This window comes from Pseudophaeobacter sp. (genome assembly GCF_039971195.1).
Taxonomy (GTDB): Bacteria; Pseudomonadota; Alphaproteobacteria; order Rhodobacterales; family Rhodobacteraceae; genus Pseudophaeobacter.
Window position 1 is genome coordinate 1 of sequence record NZ_JBDWPJ010000060.1, and the last position, 22,084, is coordinate 22,084.

Sequence of the window (22,084 nt, forward strand, 5' to 3'; positions counted from 1 at the left end):
TTACCCGAATTGGTGCGGTTGCCGGTAAACTGGTGCCCTTTATGGCCATCAGCTACATCATCGCGGGCCTGATTGTCCTGATGATCAATGCCGGGGCCATTGCTGACGCACTGGGCCAGGTCTTTGCCTATGCCTTTACCCCTTGGGCTGCCAAGGGTGGCGCAGCCGGTGCTGCTGTTTGGCTTGCGATCCGCTTCGGTGTCGCCCGTGGCGTCTTCTCCAACGAAGCCGGTCTTGGTTCAGCACCAATCGCCCATGCGGCGGCCTCCACCGCTGGTCCTGTGAATCAGGGCCTGGTTGCGATGCTGGGGACATTCATTGACACCATTATCGTCTGCTCCATCACTGGTCTGGCGATCATCGCCTCTGGCGCCCTGGATCACTCGGTGGCAGATTTCTTGGCCAATGGAGAGGTCGAAGGATACAAGGCAATCTCGGGCGCGGCGCTGACCTCGCTGGCCTTTGAAACCTCGCTGCCCGGCCTGGGTGGAGCCCTGATCGCGGTTGCCCTGTCGATCTTTGCCTTCACCACCATCCTTGGTTGGTCCTTTTACGGCGAGAAATGTGTCGGCTTCTTCTTTGGTCCCAGAGCGCTGGTGCCCTACCGAGTGCTGTGGATTGTGATGATCTACTTTGGGGCCACTGCGGATCTCGGCTTTATCTGGCTGCTGGCAGATACGCTGAATGCCATGATGGCGCTGCCCAACCTGATTGCGCTGGTGTTGCTCAGCCCGGTTGTCTTCAAACTCACCCGCGAGTTCTTTGCCTCGGGGGGCGCCACTGAAGGCACGGGTTCGGCTTCCGAATAACCTGATCCCAAAACCTGGGCGAGGGGCTGGGCAGCCCGCTCCTCGCTTTTGCTACATCCATTTTTGAGGAGATGACAGATGGCCACAAAGATCCTGCTGACGATTGATCACACGGACGATCGATCCTGGAAAAAGGCACTGCCGCTGGCCCTTGAACAGGCCAGGTTCTACGGCGCTGAACTGCATGCGGTTGAGGTCATCCCCGAAATCATCCAGCTGCCCAACCTGCCGGCCAACTATGGCTCAGGCGCCCAGGACTTTGTGCGCGGCAAGGTGCAGGCGATCCTGGAGGCAGGCAATGCCGCAGATGTGCCGGTGCATATCGAACAAGGCAGCGTCTACCGCGAGGTTTTGAAGCTGGCCCACAAGGACGGTTTTGACATGATCGTCATGGCCTCGGCGAAAGGCGACTTCCCGAACTACGAAATTGGCCCAAACCTGGCACGCGTGGTGCGTAATGCTCATTGCACCGTTATGGTCGTCCGCGACTGATCTATGAACACAAAGGCCCGATACTATGACTGACGCACCCAAACGTACCCCGCTTTATGATCTGCACGTCGAGCTTGGCGGCAAGATGGTTGATTTTGCCGGCTGGGAAATGCCGGTTCAATACCCCATGGGCATCATGGGCGAGCACAAGCAATGCCGCGAAAAAGCAGGCCTGTTTGATGTCTCCCATATGGGTCAGGTGATCCTGAAAGGCGCAGATGTCGCTTCCCAGCTGGAAAAAATCGCGCCCTCGGCTTTTACCACGCTCAAGGAAGGCAAGGCCCGCTACACCTTCTTTACCAATGAAAATGGCGGCATCATGGATGACCTGATCGTCTCCAATGCGGGCGATCATTTCTTTGTCGTGGTCAATGCCTCCATGCGCCACCAGGACATTCCGCATATGGCCAAACACCTCGAAGGCGTCGAGGTGACCGAGATTTTTGACCGCGCCCTTGTGGCGGTGCAGGGCCCCGCAGCGGAAGAGGTCGTGGGTGATCTCTGCCCCGCCGCGCGCGAGATGAAATTCATGGAAACCCTTGTGGCCGATATCAATGGCGTTGAATGCCGCCTGTCGCGCCTCGGTTACACCGGCGAAGACGGTTACGAGATCTCCATCCCCGAAGATAGGGCCGTCGAGATCACCCGCGCCTTCCTGGCCCACGAGGATTGCGAACCCGCCGGTCTCGGCGCCCGCGATAGCCTGCGGCTCGAGGCTGGCCTCTGCCTCTATGGCAACGACATCGACAATGACACCTCACCCGTTGAGGCCTCGCTGACCTGGGCGATGCAAAAACGCCGTCGCGAAGAGGGGGGGTTCCCCGGCGCCGCGCGCATTCAGAAAGACCTGGCCGAAGGGCCGAGCCGCAAACTGGTTGGCATCAAACCCACCGGCCGCGCCCCGGCCCGCCAGGGGGTCGAGGTCCAATGCGCCGAGGGCAATAGCATTGGCGCCATCACCTCGGGCGGCTTTGGCCCCACCGTGGGTGGCCCGGTTGCCATGGGCTATGTCGCCGCTGGCCACAGCGCGCCCGGCGAAAAGGTCAACCTGATCATTCGGGGCAAATCCCAGCCGGCAGAAATTGTCGCCCTGCCCTTCGTGACCCAGAACTACAAACGCTAAGACCCAAGACAAGACCAAAAGGAGTGTCCCAGATGGCCACCTATTATTCCGAAGAACACGAATGGATCACCGTTGAAGGCGATACCGCCATCGTCGGCATCACCCAGCACGCCGCAGATCAGCTGGGCGAGATCGTCTTTTGCGAACAGAAAGACGTCGGGGATGACTTTGAAAAAGGCGACGAGATCGGCGTCATCGAATCCGTCAAGGCGGCCTCGGAGATCTACGCGCCTCTGGATGGCGAAATCACAGAGGTCAACGAGGCTCTGGAAGAGACCCCCGGCGCGCTGAACGACAGCCCGGAGGGGGATGCCTGGATCTATAAGATCAAGCTGGCGGATGCTGCCCAGCTCGAAGATCTGATGGATCTGGATGGCTACAAGGCCCTGATCGGCTGAGCGCGGCGGGGCCGGCAGCTCTGGCCCCGCTCCATCACCTTCTCCAAATATTCCCGCCGGAGGCTCCCACCGCTCCGGTAAACAGACCACCTCTCCGTAGGAGCGCCGCAGATGGCCTTTAAACTGACCGATTACGAAGCCTATGATTTTGCCAACCGTCGCCACATCGGCCCCTCGCCCAAAGAGATGGCCGAGATGCTGAAGGTGATCGGCTTCAAAACCCTGGATGATCTGATCGATGCCACCGTGCCCGCCGCCATCCGGCAGCAAGATCCGCTGGACTGGGGCCCGGCGATGACCGAACGCGATGCGCTGTTCCACATGAAAGAAGTGGCCGGTCAGAACAAGGTGCTGACCTCGCTGATTGGTCAGGGCTACTACGGCACCTCCACCCCGGCGCCAATCCTGCGCAATATCCTGGAAAACCCAGCCTGGTATACCGCCTATACGCCCTACCAGCCCGAGATTTCCCAGGGCCGTCTTGAGGCCTTGTTGAACTACCAGACCATGGTCAGTGACTTGACCGGCATGGATATCGCCAATGCCTCGCTGCTGGACGAGGCCACTGCCGCGGCTGAGGCCATGGCCATGGCGCATCGCGGAGCCCGCTCCAAGGCCAACAATGCCGCCTTCTTTGTCGATCAGAACTGCCACGCCCAGACCATTGCGGTGATCAAGACCCGGGCCGAGCCTCTGGGCATCGACGTGGTGGTTGCCGACCCGGACGAACTGGTGGCCGAAGCGGTCTTTGGCGCTATCTTCCAGTACCCCGGCACCTACGGCCATGTGCGTGACTTCACCGATGAGATCAAAGCCCTGCATGCCAACAAAGGCATCGCCGTGGTTGCCGCCGATATCCTGTCGCTGGCGCTGCTGAAATCTCCCGGTGAAATGGGGGCTGACATTGCCATCGGCTCGACCCAGCGCTTTGGTGTTCCCATGGGATATGGTGGTCCCCATGCGGCCTATATGGCCACTACGGATAAGCTCAAACGCGCCATGCCGGGACGCATCATCGGGGTGTCGATCGACAGTCGCGGCAACAAGGCCTATCGCCTGGCACTGCAGACCCGCGAACAGCATATCCGCCGTGAAAAGGCCAATTCCAACGTCTGTACAGCCCAGGCGCTGCTGGCGGTGATGGCCTCGATGTATGCGGTCTACCACGGCCCTGATGGCATCAAGGCCATCGCCCAGTCGGTGCACCGCAAGACCTCGCGTCTGGCTGCGGGCTTGGAAGAAAACGGCTATACGGTCGAACCTGAGGTCTTCTTTGACACCATCACCGTTGAGGTTGGTCCGCTGCAGCAGACCGTCATGGAGGCCGCCGTTGCCCGGGGCATCAACCTGCGCAAAGTGGGCGGAACCAAGGTTGGCATCAGCCTGGACGAACAGACCCGCGCCGAGACTATCGAGGCCGTCTGGGGCGCCTTTGGTATCAGCAAGAGCGACGACAGCTCCAACAAGCAGTATCGCCTGCCAGACTATGCGCTGCGCGAAAGTGAATATCTGACCCACCCGATCTTCCACAAGAACCGGGCCGAGGCCGAAATCACCCGCTACATGCGCCGCCTGGCTGACCGCGATCTGGCGCTGGACCGGTCGATGATCCCGCTGGGCTCCTGCACCATGAAACTGAACGCCACCGTCGAGATGATCCCGGTCACCTGGCCTGAGTTTGGCAATCTGCATCCCTTCTGCCCCACAGATCAGGCGCAGGGCTATCACGAAATGATCGCAGATCTGAACGACAAGCTCTGCCAGATCACCGGCTATGATGCGATTTCCCAGCAGCCCAACTCGGGCGCGCAGGGGGAATATGCCGGTCTGCTGACCATCCGCAGCTACCATGGCGCGCGGGGGCAGGGGCATCGCAATGTCTGCCTGATCCCCACCTCGGCCCATGGCACCAACCCGGCTTCGGCGCAGATGGTGGGCTATAAGGTGGTTCCGGTTGTTGCGGATGATCAGGGCAATATCGATGTGGCTGACTTTCGCGCCAAGGCGGAAAAGCACTCCGACAGCCTGGCCGCCTGCATGATCACCTATCCTTCCACCCATGGGGTGTTTGAGGAAACCGTGCAGGAAGTCTGTGACATCACCCATGAACACGGTGGTCAGGTCTATATCGATGGCGCCAATATGAACGCCATGGTGGGCCTCGCCCAGCCGGGCAAGATTGGCGGCGATGTCAGCCACCTGAACCTGCACAAAACCTTCTGCATCCCACATGGCGGCGGCGGCCCCGGCATGGGCCCCATTGGCGTCAAGGCACATCTGACCGAACATCTGCCAGGCCATCCGGAATATGGCTCTGCCGTTGGGCCGGTTTCTGCGGCGCCCTTTGGATCGCCCTCGATCCTGCCAGTCTCCTGGGCCTATATCCTTTTGATGGGCGGCGCGGGTCTCACCCAGGCGACCAAGGTTGCGATCCTCAACGCCAACTATATCGCGGCACGGCTCAAGGATGCCTATGGTATTCTCTATACTTCCTCGACCGGCCGGGTAGCGCATGAGTGCATTCTGGACACCCGTCCGCTCAATGACGCCGGCGGCATCAGCGTGGATGATGTGGCCAAACGTCTGGTCGACTCGGGCTTCCATGCGCCCACCATGTCCTGGCCGGTGGCAGGCACCCTGATGGTGGAGCCCACAGAGTCGGAACCCAAAGATGAGCTGGATCGGTTCTGCGATGCCATGTTGTCGATCCGGGGCGAGGCACAGGATGTGATCGATGGCAAGATCGACGCAGAGAACAACCCGCTGAAAAACGCACCGCACACGGTGCGCGACCTGGTGGGTGACTGGGATCGTCCCTATAGCCGCGAGGCCGCCTGCTTCCCGCCCGGCTCTTTGGGTGTCGACAAATACTGGTCGCCAGTGAACCGGGTCGACAATGCCTATGGCGATCGCAATCTGATCTGCACCTGCCCGCCCATGTCGGACTACGAAGAGGACAGCGATAGCTGATCCCCAACCCTACACCCACAGGTGCCGCCCCACTCACAGATCGGGCGGCACCAACCTCTCTTTGAACCCGCGAGGCCCCGCCTGGGGGCGCGGTCCAGCCATCGGAGGAGGCGGATATGACATTCCAAAGCCAAGTTTCAGACAGCGTATCAAACCCGGTGACCACGTCCCCCAGGCCTGCCGCCGATGTGTCGTTGCGCCCGCTCAAACAGGTTGCCATTCTGCTGCCGGATGAGGCTGCGCCTGGGGCCGGTCAGATCCTGGCGGATCTGTTGCTCTCGGCTAATGAGGTGATCCCGGACGCGCGCTACGCAGTGTCGATCCTACGCCTGTCAGAGTTCAACCACCTGAACCACGGACGTCAGCACCGCCATATGTGCATTTTCCTTGGCGATATCCGCGCGCGCTGGCGCGTCAGCAGCAATGACCGCGCCGCGCTGCAGATGCTGTTGCATCGCTGCCAACAGCCCGTACTGGTGGGCGGAGCGGTGTTCCTGCCACAGGAGGCCGGCATGTTTGACGGACAGCGCCTTGCTGTACATTCCAATTTTACCGCTGCCGCCGAAGAAGAAGCCCTGCAGAGCCTGGCAGCTGGCACCCAGTATCACCTTGCGGATCCGGTGCATTCCGCTGTCAGCCCATTGGCGACCCTGCGCCTGCTGCTGGACCTGATCGGGCGCAGCCATGGTGAATTCATGGCGGATGCGCTGGGCGAATACATCGGGCTCGACGCCGGGGACAGCCGGTTTCAAAGCAAAGCCAGCCTGGAGATCCTGCACCGGGCCGGAGGGGATGCCTTGATCGAACAAAGCCTGCAGCTGATGCAGCAGCATATGGAAGAGACGCTTTCGATCTGCGAATTGGCCCGGCACCAGGGGGTGTCAACCCGCAAGCTGCAGCGTCGCTTTCGTGATTGTACCGGCAGTGGGCCGCAGACGGCCTATCGCATGTTACGGATCGAGCGGGCACATCAGCTGCTCACCCATACCAGCATGAACGTCTATGAGATTGTCGCGGCCACTGGCTTTGGCACCCGCTCTAACCTGTCGCGCTGGTTCCATAAACAGCTTGGGGTCAGCCCCCAGGCGGTGCGGCGCGGAGCCTATAGCGAGGTTGGGGTACAGCGTTCTCAGCAGGCACTGGCGAGCTAACTGACGGGCGCGGCCGGAATGGTCTGCGGTGGCTTGCTGAGGCGGCGAAAGTTTTTTGAGAAACCTCTTGAAGCTCTAGTCACTGGAGGATTTATCTAGGTTAGGTCTTTGAAATTCAAGAGGCCCCAATGCCCCAAGATAGCTGTTGTAGCACTACCAAATTGAACGCCACCGATACCAAAGCGCAGGTCCACTCCGGTGAGACTACGGGCTGTTGCAACAGTGGGGCCGTGGAGCCCGCCGTGGAGGTGGTTCAGCTCACTTCGGGGCGCAGTTTTCGCGTCAATGGATTGTGCTGTGCCGAGGAAGTCGCAACCCTCAACCGTGTCCTTGGGCCTGCGGTGGGGGGGGCGGATCATCTCGGTTTTGATGTGCTCAACGGACGCATGACGCTGCTGGCCTCGGCCAAACAGATCGCAGATGAAGAAGTGCAGGATCTGGTGGCAAAGACCGGCATGCAGGCCAAGCCCTGGGAGACCGCCAGCGCCGCGGCCGATCAGGCGGTGCATCTTACCCGGCAAAAGCGCTTTACCACCGCCAGTGCCCTGTTCTGGGGCGGTGGTCTGGCCTGGCACATCGGTCATTCCGGCGCGGCTGGCCTGGGCCAGCTCTTTGCCGGGCATGGCGATCTGGCCGTTCCGCTGTCGGAGCTGGGGCTATTCCTGATCTCGGTGATGCTGGGGGTTTGGCTGGTGCTGCCAAAGGCCTGGTACGCGTTGCGCAATCTGACGCCGGATATGAACCTGTTGATGGTGGTGGCCGTGGCAGGCGCCATCGCTCTGGGCGAGTTCTTTGAAGCCGCCACGGTGGCCTTTTTCTTTGCCCTGTCGCTGACCCTGGAGTCCTGGAGCGTGGGGCGGGCGCGAAATGCCGTGGCCAGCCTGCTCAACCTGGCGCCACCCACGGCGCGGGTGCTCCTCCCAGATGGCAGCGAGGTGGATATGGCCGCCGCCGAGGTGCAGATCGGCCAGCGCTTTGTTGTGCGCGGCGGTGATCGCATCCCGCTGGACGGCCGGGTTATTGCGGGGCTTGGATCGGTGGATCAGGCGCCGATAACCGGCGAAAGCGCCCTGGTGGCCAAAGAACCGGGCGATGAGGTCTATGCCGGGACCATCAATGGCGATGGCAGCCTGACCGTCGCTGCCAGCAAAGCGGCCAGTGATACGGTTCTGGCCAAGATCACCCGCATGGTGGGTGAGGCCCATGCCCGCCGGGCTCCGGTGGAGCAATGGGTGACAAAATTTGCCCGCATCTACACGCCCATGGTGATGGGGTTGGCGGTAGCCCTGGCGGTTCTGCCGCCGCTAGTTCTGGGCGCAGACTGGGGGTTCTGGGTCTATAACGCGCTGGTCCTCTTGGTGATCGCCTGCCCCTGTGCCCTGGTGATTTCAACCCCGGTGTCGATCGTTGCAGCCCTTGCGGCCTCGGCCCGCGCTGGGGTGTTGATCAAGGGCGGTGCCTATATCGAAGCGCCGGGTCGGCTGCAGGCCATCGCGCTCGACAAGACCGGTACCCTGACCGAGGGGCGGCCCGAAGTTACCGGGCTTTATCCCCTCGGCGACACGGGGGAGGCAGAGTTGCTACAGGCTGCCGCCGCACTGGAAGCCCGTGCCGCCCATCCGTTAGCTCTGGCGATCCTGGATGCGGCGCGCCACAGGGCGCTTGCTGTGACAGCCAGCAGCGATAGCCGCACGGTGCCGGGGCGCGGCGTCGAAGGCCAATATGACGGGCAGGTGCATTGGCTTGGCTCGCCCCGGTTTGCGGCGGAAAAAGGCTTTGCCTCGGATCTGCCAGAGCTCCAGATGCGAGCATTGGAAGCTGAAGGCGCCACACTGGTACTGGTTGGCAAGGATGAGGGTCCGATTGGGCTGATCGCCCTGCGTGACCGGGTCCGCCCCGAGGCCCGCGCAATGGTCGCTGCGCTGCATGACCTCGGCGTCAAAAAGGTGGTGATGCTCACCGGTGACAACGTAGCAACGGCCCAGGCGGTGGCGCAGGAGGTGGGCATCGACGAGGCGCAGGCCGAGCTGCTGCCTGCCGATAAGGTCGCAGCGATTGAAAGGCTGACCAGTCGCTATGGGATGGTGGCAATGATGGGCGACGGGATCAATGATGCCCCGGCCATGGCGCGGGCGCATTTTGCTGTGGCCATGGGGGCCATGGGCTCGGATGCGGCGATTGAAACTGCTGATATCGCCCTGATGAGCGATGATATCAGCCGATTGCCCTGGCTGGTAAAACAGTCCCGCCGTACCATGGCGGTGATCCATCAGAACATCGGCCTGTCGCTGGTGACAAAACTGGGATTTGCTCTGGCCACCGCCCTCGGCATGGCCTCGATGTGGGGAGCAATTGCCGCCGATGTGGGCGTGTCGCTCTTGGTGGTGGCAAATGCATTGCGGCTGCTGCGCAGTAAGGAGATCTGAGATGCTGACTATTGGAACCCTGGCCAAACGCACCGGCACCAAGGTGCAGACCATTCGCTACTATGAGAGCATCGGGCTGATGCCAGAGCCCGAACGGACAGAGGGCGGCCAGCGGCGCTATAGTCAGACAGGGCTAGATCGGCTGGCCTTTGTCCGCCATGGGCGGCAGCTGGGGTTTTCGCTGGAGGCGATCCGCGATCTGCTGGATCTGGCCGACAACCCGGCGCAATCCTGTGCCGATGCGGATTCCATCGCGCAGCGCCAGTTGAAAGAGGTAGAGGACCGCATTGCCCGGCTGCAGGCGCTGCAGGTCGAGTTAAAACGGATGATTGGCGATTGCGGCCACCATTCGGTGGCCGACTGTCGGGTGCTGGAAGTGCTGCGCGATCATTCGGAATGCTTGACGGACCACGACCATATCGGCGCCTGAACAGAAGAGATTGGCTCTGTACTAATCCTGCGCAGGGGAGGGCGTCGGCAGTTGGTTGGTGGCTTTTTCAAAGCTGAGCTGCTGGCCGATCCAGGCGGCGAACATCTTGATCATCTCTTTGTCACCGTTTTCAAAGGGATGCCGTTCATCGGCTGAGGTGAAATTCAAGGTGCCAAATAGCTCTCCATCCACGAACAAGGGGATACCGATATAGGTTTCCAGAAGGAACATGTCATAGCAGGGATGGGTGGCAAAGGGCGAGTTTTTGGCATTGTGGCAGGCCAGAGGGCCATCGCCGCGCAGCATCTCGGAACAATAGGTGTCGCCCAGTGGAAAACTGGTGCCGCGGGGCACATCTACCAGATCTGAATAGCTGTAGAGGATGGTATAGGTATCATCGCGCACCCAGCTGATCAGGCCGGACTCGGTTTGGAAATGTTCGCAACCGAGCTTCAGGATTGCCTGGATCTTGGCGGTATGCTCCATCTCTTGGCTGGAGGAGATGTGATAGAGATTGTGCAGCAGATCTTCGACCGCGCGAGTCTTTGAGATGTCTTTGATAATGGCAAACAGGCCCAGCACGGCGCCGTTTTTGTCGCGGATGGGGCCGCCGGTGGTATGGGTCAGAAATCCGGAGCCATTTTTGCGCTTATAGCGCATTTCATAATTGTGATCGATTTCGGGTTTGGCGGTCTTAAAATTCCCCAGGCGCTGTTTTTCATAGTCGGCGGGGTTTTCGTAAATCTGCTCGGCGCTTTGGCCAACCAATTCTTCGCGGCTGAAGCCAAACAGCTTTTCAAAAGCGATATTGACCCAGGTGATCCGTTGCTCTGAATCCGCGATGATCACCGCATCTGGCAGGTCACGAAACAGGTCGGGAATGCGGATTTCCCCAACCGAAATACTTGCAGGGCTTGCCTCTTCGAGTTGTGATCTCTGGGTCATTCCGACAACTGTTTTTGCCATTGTTTTTGTCCACCTCACCCTCGGGGTCTTTGCCTGATCAGTTGCGCCTGATCTTGAGCAAAACTGGTTACCAATAAAAACTCTTGTATAAAATTAATCCGTTAGGACGAAGTAACTCCATACAGTCGTGCTAAGTGCCCAGCGGGCATTTAGCACGAAAAGACTTAAAGCTAGCTGAATCATGTATCTTTTGTGACAGTCCGCGCAACAAAAAAACCTCAAACGGCGCTTGAGTGAAAGAAGTGCAATCTGCGCCTGTGCGCTTTAGACGCTGCGGCCGCCGTGATGCGCCTCGCCGCGTTCCCGCGCCAGTTGTATCTGTTTCTGCCGCTCACGAAACCGGGCTTTGTCGGCTTCGGAGGTCTCATCAATACATTGATGGCAGGAAACACCCATCTCAAAGCTGGGGCGTGCCTTGTCTGCGGGCACAATCGGGCGGCGGCAACCGTGGCAGAGCTCATGCGGGCCTTCGACCAGCCCATGACCAACAGACACTCGGTTATCAAAGACAAAACATTCGCCCTGCCAGCTGCTGTCTTCGGGTTTCACTTCTTCCAGGTAGCGCAGAATGCCGCCCTTCAGGTGAAACACATTCTCGATCCCCTGGCTGAGCAGATAATTGGTCGATTTTTCACAGCGAATACCGCCGGTGCAGAACATGGCAACGCGTTTGTTGTGGAAACGCTCCTTGTTGGCCTGCCACCAGGCCGGGAAATCGCGAAAGGTCGCTGTTTCGGGGTCAATCGCGCCTTCAAAGGTGCCGATCTGAACCTCATAATCATTGCGGGTGTCAATGACGGCCACATCATCGGCGCTGATCAGATCGTTCCAATCCTCAGGCTCGACATAATTGCCAACATGGGCCTTGGGATCGACATCGGGCTGCCCCATGGTGACGATCTCTTTTTTCAGCCGAACCTTGATTTTGCCAAAAGGCGGGTGATCGCTGGTGGCTTCTTTCCACTCCAGATCAGCGCAGCCCGGCAGGGACCTGATATGGCTGAGCACCGCCTCGATCCCGGCCTCGGGACCGGCAATGGTGCCATTGATACCTTCCTGCGCCAGCAGCAAAGAGCCCGTGACCTGATGCTGCAGGCACAGCTCCAGAAGCGCCGGTTTGATGGCGGCGGGATCGGCAAAGCGGGTGAAGTGGTAGAGCGCAGCAATTCTATACATGATGCGCCCTTAGAACCCTGGGCCGGGATTTTCAAGGAAAACCAAATCCGGCCGCCAGATTTGGCGCCAGATTGCGCATTTTCCTTCATTTAGAGAAACAAATCCGCGCTGTGGCAAAGCTTCCTGTTTTCACGCCAGATATGCAGGGATACATTCAAAACAAGAAATTAAAGGGATCTGAAATGACGCAAGCTCTGATCGTGATTGATGTGCAGAATGATTTTTGCCCCGGCGGTGCCTTGGCAGTGCCAGAGGGCGATGCGGTTGTCGCCCCGATCAATACGCTGATGGAGGGGTTCGAGACCGTGATCCTGACCCAGGACTGGCACCCCGCCGGGCATAGTTCCTTTGCCAGTTCACACCAGGGTAAAGCGCCGTTTGAGACGGTGGAAATGCGTTATGGCACGCAGGTGCTGTGGCCGGATCACTGCGTGCAGGGCAGCAAGGGAGCCGAGTTTCATTCCGGGTTGAACCTCCAGGGAGACCTGATCCTGCGCAAGGGGTTTCGCCCAGCTATCGATAGCTATTCCGGATTTTTTGAGAATGATCAGAAAACCCCAACCGGGCTCGAAGGCTATCTGCGCAGCCGCGGTATCACGGATCTCACCCTTGTCGGGCTGGCCACAGATTTTTGCGTTGGGTTTTCTGCCTTGGATGCGGTCAAGCTGGGCTTTGCGGTGACGGTTGATCTTTCGGCCTGTCGGGCGATCGATCTCGAGGGTTCCCTGGATAAATCCCTTGCAGCAATGCGCGCCGCTGGGGTGCAGCTTTTGGCTACAGTCTAGGGGCGGTTTGAGCAGGGTTTCAGGGGTGAAATTAGGAAAATTGAAAGAGTGGATTGGCTATGTGTTGAGCGGATTGCGCGGAGGCAATAGTTGAGATGACCACCACAGGCAGCTCTGGGCAGGGTCCGCTGGCCAAACACCACGAAAGGTATGGCTCGGAAGGGCTGTTCCTGCGCTATACCCGCGGCCAGATCCGGATCTTTTGGCCGCGCATGGCTTTTCTGGTTCTGGTCTCCCTGATCCTCTGGGTAGTCGTGTCCCCACAGGCGGGGCACATTGCCTTTTTGGTCACCGCTACAGTGGAGCTTATCGACAGCCTTTGCCTGCGTTCAGCCCGTAGACAAATTCTAGCAGGTCATCCCTCGGCTCGATGGCGTTTCTTGAGCACGATCACTGCCTTTGTGCATGGATGTGGTTTTGCAATTGGCGCCGCAGCTCCTTTCTGGTCTGAAGCCTTTTTTGGCGGCGGAGCACAGGTTCAGGTCGACCCGATTTTTACGGCCGGTTTGCTCGCAGGAGGGGCGATCAATGCAGGTTTGCTGTTTCCCTATCACAAACCCGCATCGATCGCGCGGCTCACCCCTTTTGCACTGGCACCAATTATTGTTTTGGCTTCAGGCGTGGTTGACGTGCAGCAAATGGGCTTTCAGCTCCAGCTGGCAGGGTTGCTCATTCTCTACGGGGCGTTGATTTGGCACGTGCTCTTCGTCATTCGCAGCTTTGCTCGCACGCGCGGGTTTTTCCTCACGCAGGCCTTGCAGCAGCAAGAGCTGGAAGGTGCCTATCAGCGCCTGCTTAAACAGCAGGCCGAAGCCAAAAAGCTGGCCCTGGTGGCGCGCCACGCCAATGACAGTGTTCTGATCGTTGATCGGGATGCCAATATCCAATGGGTAAACGAGGCTTTCACCAGGTTGACGGGCTTTCGTTTTGAGGAGGCGTTGGGGCAGAACCCCGGTATCTTGCTAAACCACTCGGATACCAACCCGGATGCGATCCGAGAAATCGAAGAAGGGCGTCGCGCCGAAAAGCCGTTTCGGGTCGAGATCCTGAACCGCCACAAGGATGGCAGCGATATCTGGTTTGAAACCAATCAGGTGCCTATTGCCAGCGGTGAGGGCGGTGCAATGTCCTATATTGCCATTGAGCGCGATATCACAGCTGCAAAACAGGCCGCCCAGCAATTGGACGAAGCCCGCCTTGCCGCCGAAGAGGGCAACCGGGCCAAATCAGATTTTCTCGCCACAATGAGCCATGAAATCCGCACTCCGATGAACGGGGTCATAGGTATGGCGCAGCTGCTGGAAGAAACCGATCTGGATGGGGATCAGAAACTCTATGCGGATACCATCCTCAGCTCTGCCCGCACCCTGTTGGCACTGATCAACGATATTCTGGACCTGTCCAAGCTGGACGCAGGGCAGATCGAGCTGAACCCCTGTGATTTTGATCTGCACAGTTGTTTTGACGAAACCACCCGCTTGCTGCAAACTCAGGCAGAGAACAAAGGCCTGGATCTGGTTGTTGAGCGCGATTCAGACCTGCCGCGCCACCTGCACGGGGATGATCACCGGCTGCGGCAAATTCTGATCAACCTTGTGGGCAATGCGATCAAATTTACTGAAAAAGGTCGGGTCAAAGTTTCGGTGGAGGTCGAACCGGCGGGGGCCGGGGATGTGATGCTACACTGCTCGGTTGTGGACACCGGAATTGGCATTCCAAAAGACATGCTCAAGGATATTTTTGAACGGTTTTCACAAGCTGATGCGGCCATCAGTCGTCGCTTTGGCGGTTCCGGGTTGGGCTTGGCAATTTCCCGACGCCTGGCAGAGGCCATGGGCGGACGTATCACTGTCAGCTCGGAACTGGGCGCAGGATCTTGTTTTTCTCTGGCTATGCCCTTTGGGATCGTGGGCGGGGGCAGCGAGACCGTCGAGGCCGCCGAGGAGACGAGCAATGAGGGTCAGCTCAGTACAACAGAGCTCGCCGGGCTGCGGCTTTTGGTGGCCGAAGACAACCGAGTCAATCGGTTGTTGATCCAGAAATACCTCAAAGGGACCGCGTTGGAGTTGGAATTTGCTCATGATGGGGCCGAGGCGGTGGACAAGGTGGAGCAGTTCAAACCGGACATTGTGCTGATGGATGTCAGCATGCCGGTGATGGACGGGCTGGAAGCCACTGGCATAATTCGCTCTCGCGAGGGGCCTCAGCCGGTGATTATTGCCCTGACAGCTAATGCCTTTGATACAGACCGCATTGCCTGCCTGGAGGCAGGGATGAATGAATTTGTCACCAAACCGATCAATCGCAATAGGCTGCTGGAAGTTTTGGCGAGCCATTGTGATCCGTTGATCCGCAAGCGCAGAGCCTGAGGCGCGGTCTGGGGTGATCTTCTTGCGTGGGGCGGCTGCCTGTCCTATCAAGACATGACCCAAATCGCATGAGGCCGCCGGTGGATATTGCAACCCGCGTCTACAATCACAAATGGAAGATCGACCCGATCATCCGATCACTGATTGATACGGACTTTTACAAATTGCTGATGTGCCAATCGGTGTTCCGCAACAAGCCGGACACAGAGGTTACATTCTCGCTGATCAACCGCACCACTTCGGTGCCACTGGCCCGCCTGATTGACGAGGGAGAGCTGCGCGAACAGCTCGATCACATCCGGTCCTTGTCGCTGTCGCGTGGTGAAAGCACCTGGCTGCGCGGCAATACATTTTATGGCAAACGCCAGATGTTCCGCCCGGATTTTATGGAGTGGTTCGAAAACCTGCGCCTGCCGGCATACCATCTGGAGCGCGTTGGCGACCAATATGAGCTGACCTTTGAGGGCAAATGGCACGAGGTCATGCTCTGGGAGATCTCGGCCCTGGCGGTGCTGATGGAGCTGCGCTCGCGGGCGGTTTTGAATGACATGGGACGGTTTGAGCTGCAGGTGCTTTATGCGCGCGCGATGACACGGGTCTGGGAGAAAATCGAACGCCTGCGCGACATTGACGGCCTCAGCATTGCCGATTTTGGCACCCGTCGCCGCCATGGGTTCTTGTGGCAGGACTGGTGCGTGCAGGCGATGCGTGAGGGGCTGGGGAGCAAGTTCACCGGCACCTCCAACTGCCTGATTGCCATGCGGCGCGAGGTTGAGGCGATAGGCACCAATGCCCATGAATTGCCAATGGTCTATTCTGCCCTGGCGGCGGATGATGCGGCCCTGGCCCAGGCGCCTTATGAGGTTTTGTCGGATTGGCATGACGAACATGAGGGAAATCTGCGCATCATCTTGCCAGATACCTATGGCACCCAGGGTTTTCTGGATCATGCCCCCGATTGGCTGGCGGGCTGGACAGGGATCCGCATCGACAGCGGCGATCCGGCCGCTGGCGCCGAGGTGGCGATCAAATGGTGGCAAGAGCGCGGCGAGGATCCATTGCAAAAGCGGGTGATCTTTTCTGACGGCCTGGATGTCGACAAGATCGCCGAACTACATCGGCAATTTGCCAGCCGGACCAAGGTTTCCTTTGGCTGGGGGACCCTGCTGACCAATGACTTCCGAGGACTGGTGCCAAAGGACGGATTGGCTCCCTTTTCTCTTGTTTGCAAGGCGATTTCAGCCAATGGCCGCGCCACGGTCAAGCTTTCCGATAACCCAGAAAAAGCGATGGGTCCGAGGGAAGAGATTGGCCGCTACAAACGCGTTTTTGGCGTTGGCGAACAGGAACACATCGAAGTTGTTGTCTAGTCATCCTGTCGTGCCTGTTTTCACCGCGCTTACGCGCGGTGATGCCTCCGGCGGGAATATTTGGAGAAGGTGATGATGGGGGGCAGCCTGATCCCCTTGCGTTAAATTCAAGAGCGGTGCTGTTGGAGTATCAGCGTTTCATTTGGCCAAAAATATCCCGGGGGAGGCCCAAAGGGCCGGGGGCAGAGCCCCTATCTTGAGTCAGCCGTGGTGTGCAGCCACAGTTTTGAACTGGGAAAATCCATAAAGCGCCTCAAAGCCTTTTTCGCGCCCATGACCGGATTTCCCTACCCCACCAAAGGGCAGTTCCACCCCACCGCCTGCGCCGTAATTGTTCAAAAACACCTGCCCCGCGCGCAGTTTTTTTGCCAATCGCATCTGCCGGGCGCCATCACGGGTCCAGACGCTGGCAACCAGGCCAAATTCGGTGGAATTGGCGATCTCCAGGGCTTCATCTTCAGTGTCAAATGGGATCAGCACCTGCACCGGGCCAAAGATCTCTTGCTGCGCCAGGATATGGTCGGCGGGCACATCAGCAAAGAGTGTCGGGCGCACATAGGCACCGGTTTCAGGTGCGCCATCAACAATGCGCCCCTGGGCGGCGATTTCCAGATCGGAGCCTTTTTGCAAGAAGCCCTCCACCAGTTGTTTTTGTCGATTTGAAATCAGCGGCCCAAGGCGCAGATCCTCGGCGGCGGGGCCAACGGTGAGGGCTTCATAGGTCTCTGCCATGCGGGATTTCACCGCGTTATAAAGCCCGCGCTGCACCAGAATGCGCGAGGAGGCAGAACAGGTCTGACCGGCGTTTTGAATGCCGGCATTGACCAGAAAGGGCAGCGCCGCATCGAGGTCTGCATCGTCGAACACCAGCTGTGGGGATTTTCCGCCAAGCTCCAGTGTTACAGGCACCACGTTCTTGCCAGCTGACTGCTGAACTAGCGCGCCGGTGGCGACGGAGCCGGTGAAGGAAATGTGATGCACGCCGCGATGGGAAGTCAGGGCGGCGCCGGCCTCGGCGCCAATGCCTGGCACCACGTTCAACGCCCCGGCAGGCAGCCCGGCCTCCTGAGCGATATGGGCAAAGGCCAGCGCGGTGAGGCAGGCCTCTTCGGCGGGTTTCAAAACACAGGCATTGCCCATGGTCAGCGCCGCGCCAACCGAACGGCCAATGATCTGCATTGGATAGTTCCAGGGCACGATATGGCCGGTTACCCCATGGGGTTCACGCAGGGTGTAGACGGTATAGCCATCAAGGTAGGGAATGGTCTCGCCATGCACCTTGTCGGCGGCGCCACCGTAGAATTCGCAGTAGCGCGCCAGGGCCACAGCATCGGCCCTTGCCTGGGTCAGAGGCTTGCCAACGTCACGTACTTCCAGCGCTGCGAGTTCCTCTACCCGCTCCAGCACCAATTGTCCGATGCGGGTGAGGATGCGGCCGCGCTCTAGTGCTGCCATCGCCCCCCATTCCCCTGTCAGTGCCGCCTCGGCGGCCTGTACGGCTGCATCGATATCTGCAATGCCACCGCGGGCGATCTGGCAAAGATCGCTGCCATCAGATGGGTCCACCAGGGGCAGTGTTTCGCCGCTGGCAGCGGGCTGCCAGCTGCCGCCAATCAGGCAGAGGCTCGGGTCGAACCAAATCGGGTTTGCGTTTGCGGTCTGTGGTTTAGGCATTGTCGGGTCCTGCGATATCGAATGTGTAGCTTTTGATCTGATGGTCGGTGAAAGGCGCGCCGGTCTGAAGGGCGCTGAGGCCGGGCACCAGGCTGAGACAGGTGCCCCAAAAGCCAGCGGCTTGGGGGGAGTCTTTGGATATGCCCATGCGCCAGCGTCCGGGGAATTCCTGCAGGATCAGGCTGGCGGCTTCGCGCCCCAGCCCTTGACGGCGATACTGCGGCACAATGAGAAACTCTGACAGCTCGCGCCGGTCGTCAGGCAGGTTCAACACCAGGGCAAAACCGATGCGAGCCTGTTCGTGATGGATCCAGAAAGCAGTAACGTCCCGGCGGTTCAGCATCTGCTCAGACCGTTTCACCGGATCTATGGCGGTGCCGGGGGCGACCTCGTTGAAATAGGGGGCGAGCACCGAGGCAAAGATGGTTTGCTCGCGCCGCAGGATCAAAGAGAGCGAGACCATCACGCGGCCCCTACAGTGATGTCGGGCAGTTGTGGTGCAGCGGCGATCAGCGCACGGGTATAGGGGTGCTTTGGCGCGGCAAAGATTTCTTCTGTTGGCGCGGCTTCAACGATCTCTCCCTTTTGCATCACCAGACAGCGATCGGTGATGGTGCGCACCACGCTCAGATCATGGCTGATGAACAGATAGCTGAGGCCATAGGAGTCGCAAAGCTCCGCCAGCAGATCCAGGATCTGCGCCCGGACCGAGACATCCAGCGCCGAGACGGCCTCGTCAAACAGGATCAATTCGGGCCGGGTGATCAGGGCGCGGGCAATGGCGATGCGTTGGCGCTGGCCTCCCGAGAACTGATGCACGTATTTCTGCGCGTCTTCTGGCTGCAGCCCCACAGCGCGTAGGGTCTCAGCAATGAGATCGCTGCGGGTGGAGCCTTTAGGGGGATCGGGTAGGGTGTAGAAGGGTTCGGTCACCAGCCGGTCCACCCGGTGGCGCGGGTTGAAGCTGCCAAAGGGGTCTTGGAATACCACCTGCATACGGCGGCGGATCTCGGGGTTTTGCGTGGTGGTGATGGGGATTCCATCCAAAAGGATCTCACCGCCCTGAAGCGGCTCCAGCCCCAGAATGGCCCGCGTTAGGGTCGATTTTCCGCAGCCGGATTCCCCCACCAGTCCCAGACGTTCGCCGCGATAGAGGGTAAAGGAGACATCCCTGACGGCGCGAAAATGCTTGGGCTTGGCAAAGAGCGCTTCGCGCGGCAGGGCGTAGTCGCGCACTGCGCCTTTGACCTCCAACAGGGGTTTGGGGGCGGGCGGTTCTGGCAGGGTCACCTGATGGTTGGAGGCGGCAAAGAGCATCCTGGTGTAGGGGTGCTGCATATTGTGCAAAAGCTCCTGCGTCGCGCCGGTTTCGACCACATCCCCGTGGCGCATGACCACGATGCGGTCTGCCAGCTCGGCCACCACAGCCAGGTCATGGGTGATGATCATCAGCCCCATGTCAAATTCGCGCACCAGATCGCGCAGCAGGTCAAGGATCTGCGCCTGGGTGGTCACATCCAGCGCCGTTGTCGGCTCATCCGCGATCAGCAACCTGGGGCGCAGGGCGATGGCCATGGCGATCACCACTCGCTGCCGTTGGCCGCCGGATAGTTCATGCGGAAACCGGCTGAGCGGAAAACGATCGGCGGGCAGGCCGACGCGGTCTAGCAACTTGCGGGCGCGGTCCCGGGCCTGATCTGGCGCCATTGCCTTGTGGATCAGGATGGTCTCCATCACCTGATCTCCGATGGTCTTCACCGGGTTTAATGCGGTCATCGGTTCCTGAAACACCATGCCAATGCTTTGGCCACGCAAGGCACACATCTGCGCCTCGCTTTGCGCCAGCAGATCTATTCCAGAAAGGCTGATCGTGCCCGAGGCTTTGGCGGTTTCTGGCAGTAGCCCCATGACCGAGAAGGCGGTCATGGATTTGCCAGAGCCACTCTCGCCGGTGATGGCGACAATCTCGCCGGGGGCAACCGAGAGCGAGACCTCTTTGAGGATCTCAACATGGCCGATTTTCAGCGAGAGTTTGGTGATATCAAGCAAGGTCATCAACGCGCCAGCCTCAGTTTGGGATCCAGCCAGTCACGCAGGCCATCGCCCATCAGATTGAGCCCCAGAACGGTGATCACGATGGCAGAGCCGGGAATGAGCGCCAGATGCGGCGCAAAGCTGACCATGGTCTGGGCATCTGCCAACATCCGCCCCCAACTGGGGGTGGGGGGTTGGGCACCAAGGCCCACATAGGACAGCCCGGCCTCTGCCAGAATACCCAGCGAAAACTGGATGGTGCCCTGCACGATCAGCAGGTTGGCGACATTGGGCAGGATATGTTCCGCCGAAATTCGCGCCGCTCCCTTGCCGGCGACCCGTGCGGCGAGGATAAACTCGCGCTCCCACAGCGACAGGGCCGCACCACGGGTGATGCGGGCAAAGACGGGGATGTTGAAGATACCGATGGCGGCGATGGCGTTCACGGCGCCGGCACCAAAGATGGCGGTGATCAGGATGGCAATCACCAGCGAGGGGAAGGCAAAGACCAGGTCATTGGCCCGCATGATGCCCTCGTCCAACCAACTGCCCTTGTTGGCGGCGGCGGCCAGCCCCAGCGGCACGCCCAGCCCCATGCCGATGCCCACGGCCACCAGCGCCACCGCAATAGAGGTACGGGCGCCAACCATGATCATCGAGAAGATATCGCGGCCAAAGTGATCTGTGCCAAGCCAATGGGTGCCATTGGGCTGTTGCAGCTTGGCCGGGATATTCATCGCCGTATGGTCAAAGGGCGTCCAGATGAAAGAGACCAAAGCAGCCAGAACCACGATAGAGGAGAGCAGCGCGCCGAGGAACAGATTGCGGCTCATGTGCGGCACCTATCTACATAGTCTTGCCCGGACGTGAGTCCGGGCCGCGCCCGATCCTCCCCACGGGAGGGCGCAAGGCTCCCTCCCAGGGTCTGGCACTGCCCTAGCTGGCATAGAGAGGGGGCTGATATCATGTGCGGCTCCTTAGCCGGGGGTCGACCAGCGCATAGGCAAGATCGACCAGAAAATTCACTGTGATCACCGCAAAAACCAGGATCATCACCACCGATTCCACCACAATCAAATCGCGCGAGGAAATCGCCTGAAACACCAGCCGTCCCAGACCGGGCAGGAAAAACACCTGTTCAATGATGATGGCGCCGGCCAGCAGGAAGGAGAATTGCAGGCCAATGATGGTGAGCACCGGGATCATTGCATTGCGGAGCCCATGGCGCCAAAGGGCCTGACGGCGGGTCAGCCCCTTGGCGCGGGCCGTGCGCATGAAGTCCTCACCAAGGATATCCAGCAGCGATGAACGCATGACCCGGGCCAGAATCGCCGCCTGTGGCAACGCCAGGGCGATGGCGGGCAGGGTGAGCGAATGCAGGGCGGCGCCAAGCCCTTCGTCCCAACCGGCAAAGCCCCCGGCGCCAAACCAGCGCAGATTGATGGCAAAGATCAGCACCAGGATCATGGCAAACCAGAAGTTGGGCACCGCAACGCCCAGTTGGGTGGCCCCCATCACCGCCATGTCGCCCGCCTTACCCCGACGGGCGGCGGCATAGATTCCGGCAGGAAAGGCGATCAGTGTCGACAGCGCCAGCGCATATAGCGCCAGCGGCAGCGAGACCCAGAGCCGATCGGCAATCATCCCGGCCACGGGCGTGCGATAGGTATAGGACATGCCAAAGTCACCCGTCAGCAACCCGCCAACCCAGGCGACGTAACGCTGCAGCTTGCCCTGATCCAGGCCAAGTTCAGCGCGCAGCGCGGCAACAGTATCGGGTTCGGCATTGATGCCGAGCATGAAGGAGGCGGGATCGCCCGGGGCAATTTCGATGACAAAGAAGATCACCAGCGAGGCGACCGCGAGGCTGATCACCAGCGACAACCCGCGTTTCAGAGCATAGCGTAGCAT

18 protein-coding genes are annotated in these 22,084 nt (G+C 59.7%); 11 read left to right on the forward strand and 7 right to left on the reverse strand.

Translation table 11 applies throughout. The features are described 5' to 3' along the window. The 8 genes from ABJP42_RS05105 to ABJP42_RS05140 form a co-directional block, all read left to right on the forward strand. On the forward strand, positions 1–809 hold an 809-nt coding region (locus ABJP42_RS05105), incomplete at its 5' end, for an alanine/glycine:cation symporter family protein (RefSeq protein ID WP_348338948.1). A gap of 78 nt (positions 810–887) precedes the next feature. Further along, positions 888–1,301, forward strand: coding sequence for a universal stress protein (locus ABJP42_RS05110; protein ID WP_348338950.1), 414 nt, complete (start codon positions 888–890; stop codon positions 1,299–1,301). 25 nt (positions 1,302–1,326) lie between these two features. After that, positions 1,327–2,424: a glycine cleavage system aminomethyltransferase GcvT gene (gene gcvT, locus ABJP42_RS05115; protein WP_348338952.1), complete on the forward strand. Its 1,098-nt coding sequence runs from the start codon at positions 1,327–1,329 to the stop codon at positions 2,422–2,424. Positions 2,425–2,456: 32 nt separating this feature from the next. Beyond that, positions 2,457–2,822, forward strand: a complete 366-nt coding sequence (gene gcvH, locus ABJP42_RS05120) for a glycine cleavage system protein GcvH (protein ID WP_348338954.1) — start codon at positions 2,457–2,459, stop codon at positions 2,820–2,822. Positions 2,823–2,933: 111 nt separating this feature from the next. Continuing rightward, positions 2,934–5,792: an aminomethyl-transferring glycine dehydrogenase gene (gcvP, locus tag ABJP42_RS05125; RefSeq protein ID WP_348338955.1), complete on the forward strand. Its 2,859-nt coding sequence runs from the start codon at positions 2,934–2,936 to the stop codon at positions 5,790–5,792. A 116-nt stretch (positions 5,793–5,908) separates the two neighbouring features. Then, positions 5,909–6,943 carry a helix-turn-helix domain-containing protein gene (locus ABJP42_RS05130; protein WP_348338957.1) on the forward strand — a complete coding sequence of 345 codons (1,035 nt, stop codon included), beginning with the start codon at positions 5,909–5,911 and terminating at the stop codon, positions 6,941–6,943. Between the two features lie 128 nt (positions 6,944–7,071). Beyond that, a complete protein-coding gene (locus ABJP42_RS05135; protein WP_348338959.1) occupies positions 7,072–9,369 on the forward strand; it encodes a heavy metal translocating P-type ATPase in 2,298 nt (765 codons plus the stop codon). 1 nt (position 9,370) lies between these two features. Beyond that, complete coding sequence (locus tag ABJP42_RS05140) at positions 9,371–9,799, forward strand: MerR family transcriptional regulator (RefSeq protein ID WP_348338961.1); 429 nt, start codon at positions 9,371–9,373, stop codon at positions 9,797–9,799. Between the two features lie 21 nt (positions 9,800–9,820). On the opposite strand, the gene ABJP42_RS05145 is transcribed toward ABJP42_RS05140, so the two are convergent. Both ABJP42_RS05145 and trhO read right to left on the reverse strand, forming a co-directional pair. Beyond that, positions 9,821–10,744, reverse strand: a complete 924-nt coding sequence (locus ABJP42_RS05145) for a PAS domain S-box protein (RefSeq protein ID WP_348338963.1) — start codon at positions 10,742–10,744, stop codon at positions 9,821–9,823. Between the two features lie 285 nt (positions 10,745–11,029). Beyond that, positions 11,030–11,941 carry an oxygen-dependent tRNA uridine(34) hydroxylase TrhO gene (gene trhO, locus ABJP42_RS05150; RefSeq protein ID WP_348338965.1) on the reverse strand — a complete coding sequence of 304 codons (912 nt, stop codon included), beginning with the start codon at positions 11,939–11,941 and terminating at the stop codon, positions 11,030–11,032. Between the two features lie 182 nt (positions 11,942–12,123). On the opposite strand from trhO, the gene pncA reads away from it, so the two are divergent. The 3 genes from pncA (at position 12,124) to pncB (ending at position 16,465) form a co-directional block, all read left to right on the forward strand. Beyond that, positions 12,124–12,726, forward strand: a complete 603-nt coding sequence (pncA, locus tag ABJP42_RS05155) for a bifunctional nicotinamidase/pyrazinamidase (protein ID WP_348338967.1) — start codon at positions 12,124–12,126, stop codon at positions 12,724–12,726. Between the two features lie 95 nt (positions 12,727–12,821). Beyond that, entirely contained in the window at positions 12,822–15,095 is a 2,274-nt protein-coding gene (locus ABJP42_RS05160) for a PAS domain-containing hybrid sensor histidine kinase/response regulator (RefSeq protein ID WP_348338969.1), read from the forward strand. Positions 15,096–15,175: 80 nt separating this feature from the next. Beyond that, positions 15,176–16,465 carry a nicotinate phosphoribosyltransferase gene (gene pncB, locus ABJP42_RS05165; RefSeq protein WP_348338971.1) on the forward strand — a complete coding sequence of 430 codons (1,290 nt, stop codon included), beginning with the start codon at positions 15,176–15,178 and terminating at the stop codon, positions 16,463–16,465. Between the two features lie 201 nt (positions 16,466–16,666). Here pncB and ABJP42_RS05170 read toward each other — a convergent pair whose 3' ends face one another. From ABJP42_RS05170 to ABJP42_RS05190, 5 genes are all read right to left on the reverse strand, one after another. Then, positions 16,667–18,139: an aldehyde dehydrogenase family protein gene (locus ABJP42_RS05170; protein ID WP_348338973.1), complete on the reverse strand. Its 1,473-nt coding sequence runs from the start codon at positions 18,137–18,139 to the stop codon at positions 16,667–16,669. Beyond that, the gene (locus ABJP42_RS05175; RefSeq protein ID WP_490363188.1) at positions 18,132–18,602 is read right to left on the reverse strand and encodes a GNAT family N-acetyltransferase; all 471 of its coding nucleotides are present in this window, start codon (positions 18,600–18,602) and stop codon (positions 18,132–18,134) included. The genes ABJP42_RS05170 and ABJP42_RS05175 overlap by 8 nt, the downstream gene beginning before the upstream one ends. Then, positions 18,602–20,194: an ABC transporter ATP-binding protein gene (locus ABJP42_RS05180; protein ID WP_348338977.1), complete on the reverse strand. Its 1,593-nt coding sequence runs from the start codon at positions 20,192–20,194 to the stop codon at positions 18,602–18,604. Before ABJP42_RS05180 ends, ABJP42_RS05175 begins: the two co-directional genes overlap by 1 nt. After that, positions 20,194–21,006, reverse strand: a complete 813-nt coding sequence (locus ABJP42_RS05185; RefSeq protein ID WP_348338978.1) for an ABC transporter permease — start codon at positions 21,004–21,006, stop codon at positions 20,194–20,196. Before ABJP42_RS05185 ends, ABJP42_RS05180 begins: the two co-directional genes overlap by 1 nt. A gap of 130 nt (positions 21,007–21,136) precedes the next feature. Further along, a complete protein-coding gene (locus ABJP42_RS05190) occupies positions 21,137–22,084 on the reverse strand; it encodes an ABC transporter permease (RefSeq protein WP_348338980.1) in 948 nt (315 codons plus the stop codon).

Coding starts and splice junctions, on each gene's coding strand:
- ABJP42_RS05110 (WP_348338950.1), top strand. CDS start 888: ATGGCCACAAAGATCCTGCTGACGATTGATCACACGGACGATCGATCC.
- gcvT (WP_348338952.1), top strand. CDS start 1,327: ATGACTGACGCACCCAAACGTACCCCGCTTTATGATCTGCACGTCGAG.
- gcvH (WP_348338954.1), top strand. CDS start 2,457: ATGGCCACCTATTATTCCGAAGAACACGAATGGATCACCGTTGAAGGC.
- gcvP (WP_348338955.1), top strand. CDS start 2,934: ATGGCCTTTAAACTGACCGATTACGAAGCCTATGATTTTGCCAACCGT.
- ABJP42_RS05130 (WP_348338957.1), top strand. CDS start 5,909: ATGACATTCCAAAGCCAAGTTTCAGACAGCGTATCAAACCCGGTGACC.
- ABJP42_RS05135 (WP_348338959.1), top strand. CDS start 7,072: ATGCCCCAAGATAGCTGTTGTAGCACTACCAAATTGAACGCCACCGAT.
- ABJP42_RS05140 (WP_348338961.1), top strand. CDS start 9,371: ATGCTGACTATTGGAACCCTGGCCAAACGCACCGGCACCAAGGTGCAG.
- ABJP42_RS05145 (WP_348338963.1), bottom strand. CDS start 10,744: ATGACCCAGAGATCACAACTCGAAGAGGCAAGCCCTGCAAGTATTTCG.
- trhO (WP_348338965.1), bottom strand. CDS start 11,941: ATGTATAGAATTGCTGCGCTCTACCACTTCACCCGCTTTGCCGATCCC.
- pncA (WP_348338967.1), top strand. CDS start 12,124: ATGACGCAAGCTCTGATCGTGATTGATGTGCAGAATGATTTTTGCCCC.
- ABJP42_RS05160 (WP_348338969.1), top strand. CDS start 12,822: ATGACCACCACAGGCAGCTCTGGGCAGGGTCCGCTGGCCAAACACCAC.
- ABJP42_RS05170 (WP_348338973.1), bottom strand. CDS start 18,139: ATGCCTAAACCACAGACCGCAAACGCAAACCCGATTTGGTTCGACCCG.
- ABJP42_RS05175 (WP_490363188.1), bottom strand. CDS start 18,602: ATGGTCTCGCTCTCTTTGATCCTGCGGCGCGAGCAAACCATCTTTGCC.
- ABJP42_RS05180 (WP_348338977.1), bottom strand. CDS start 20,194: ATGACCTTGCTTGATATCACCAAACTCTCGCTGAAAATCGGCCATGTT.
- ABJP42_RS05185 (WP_348338978.1), bottom strand. CDS start 21,006: ATGAGCCGCAATCTGTTCCTCGGCGCGCTGCTCTCCTCTATCGTGGTT.
- ABJP42_RS05190 (WP_348338980.1), bottom strand. CDS start 22,084: ATGCTACGCTATGCTCTGAAACGCGGGTTGTCGCTGGTGATCAGCCTC.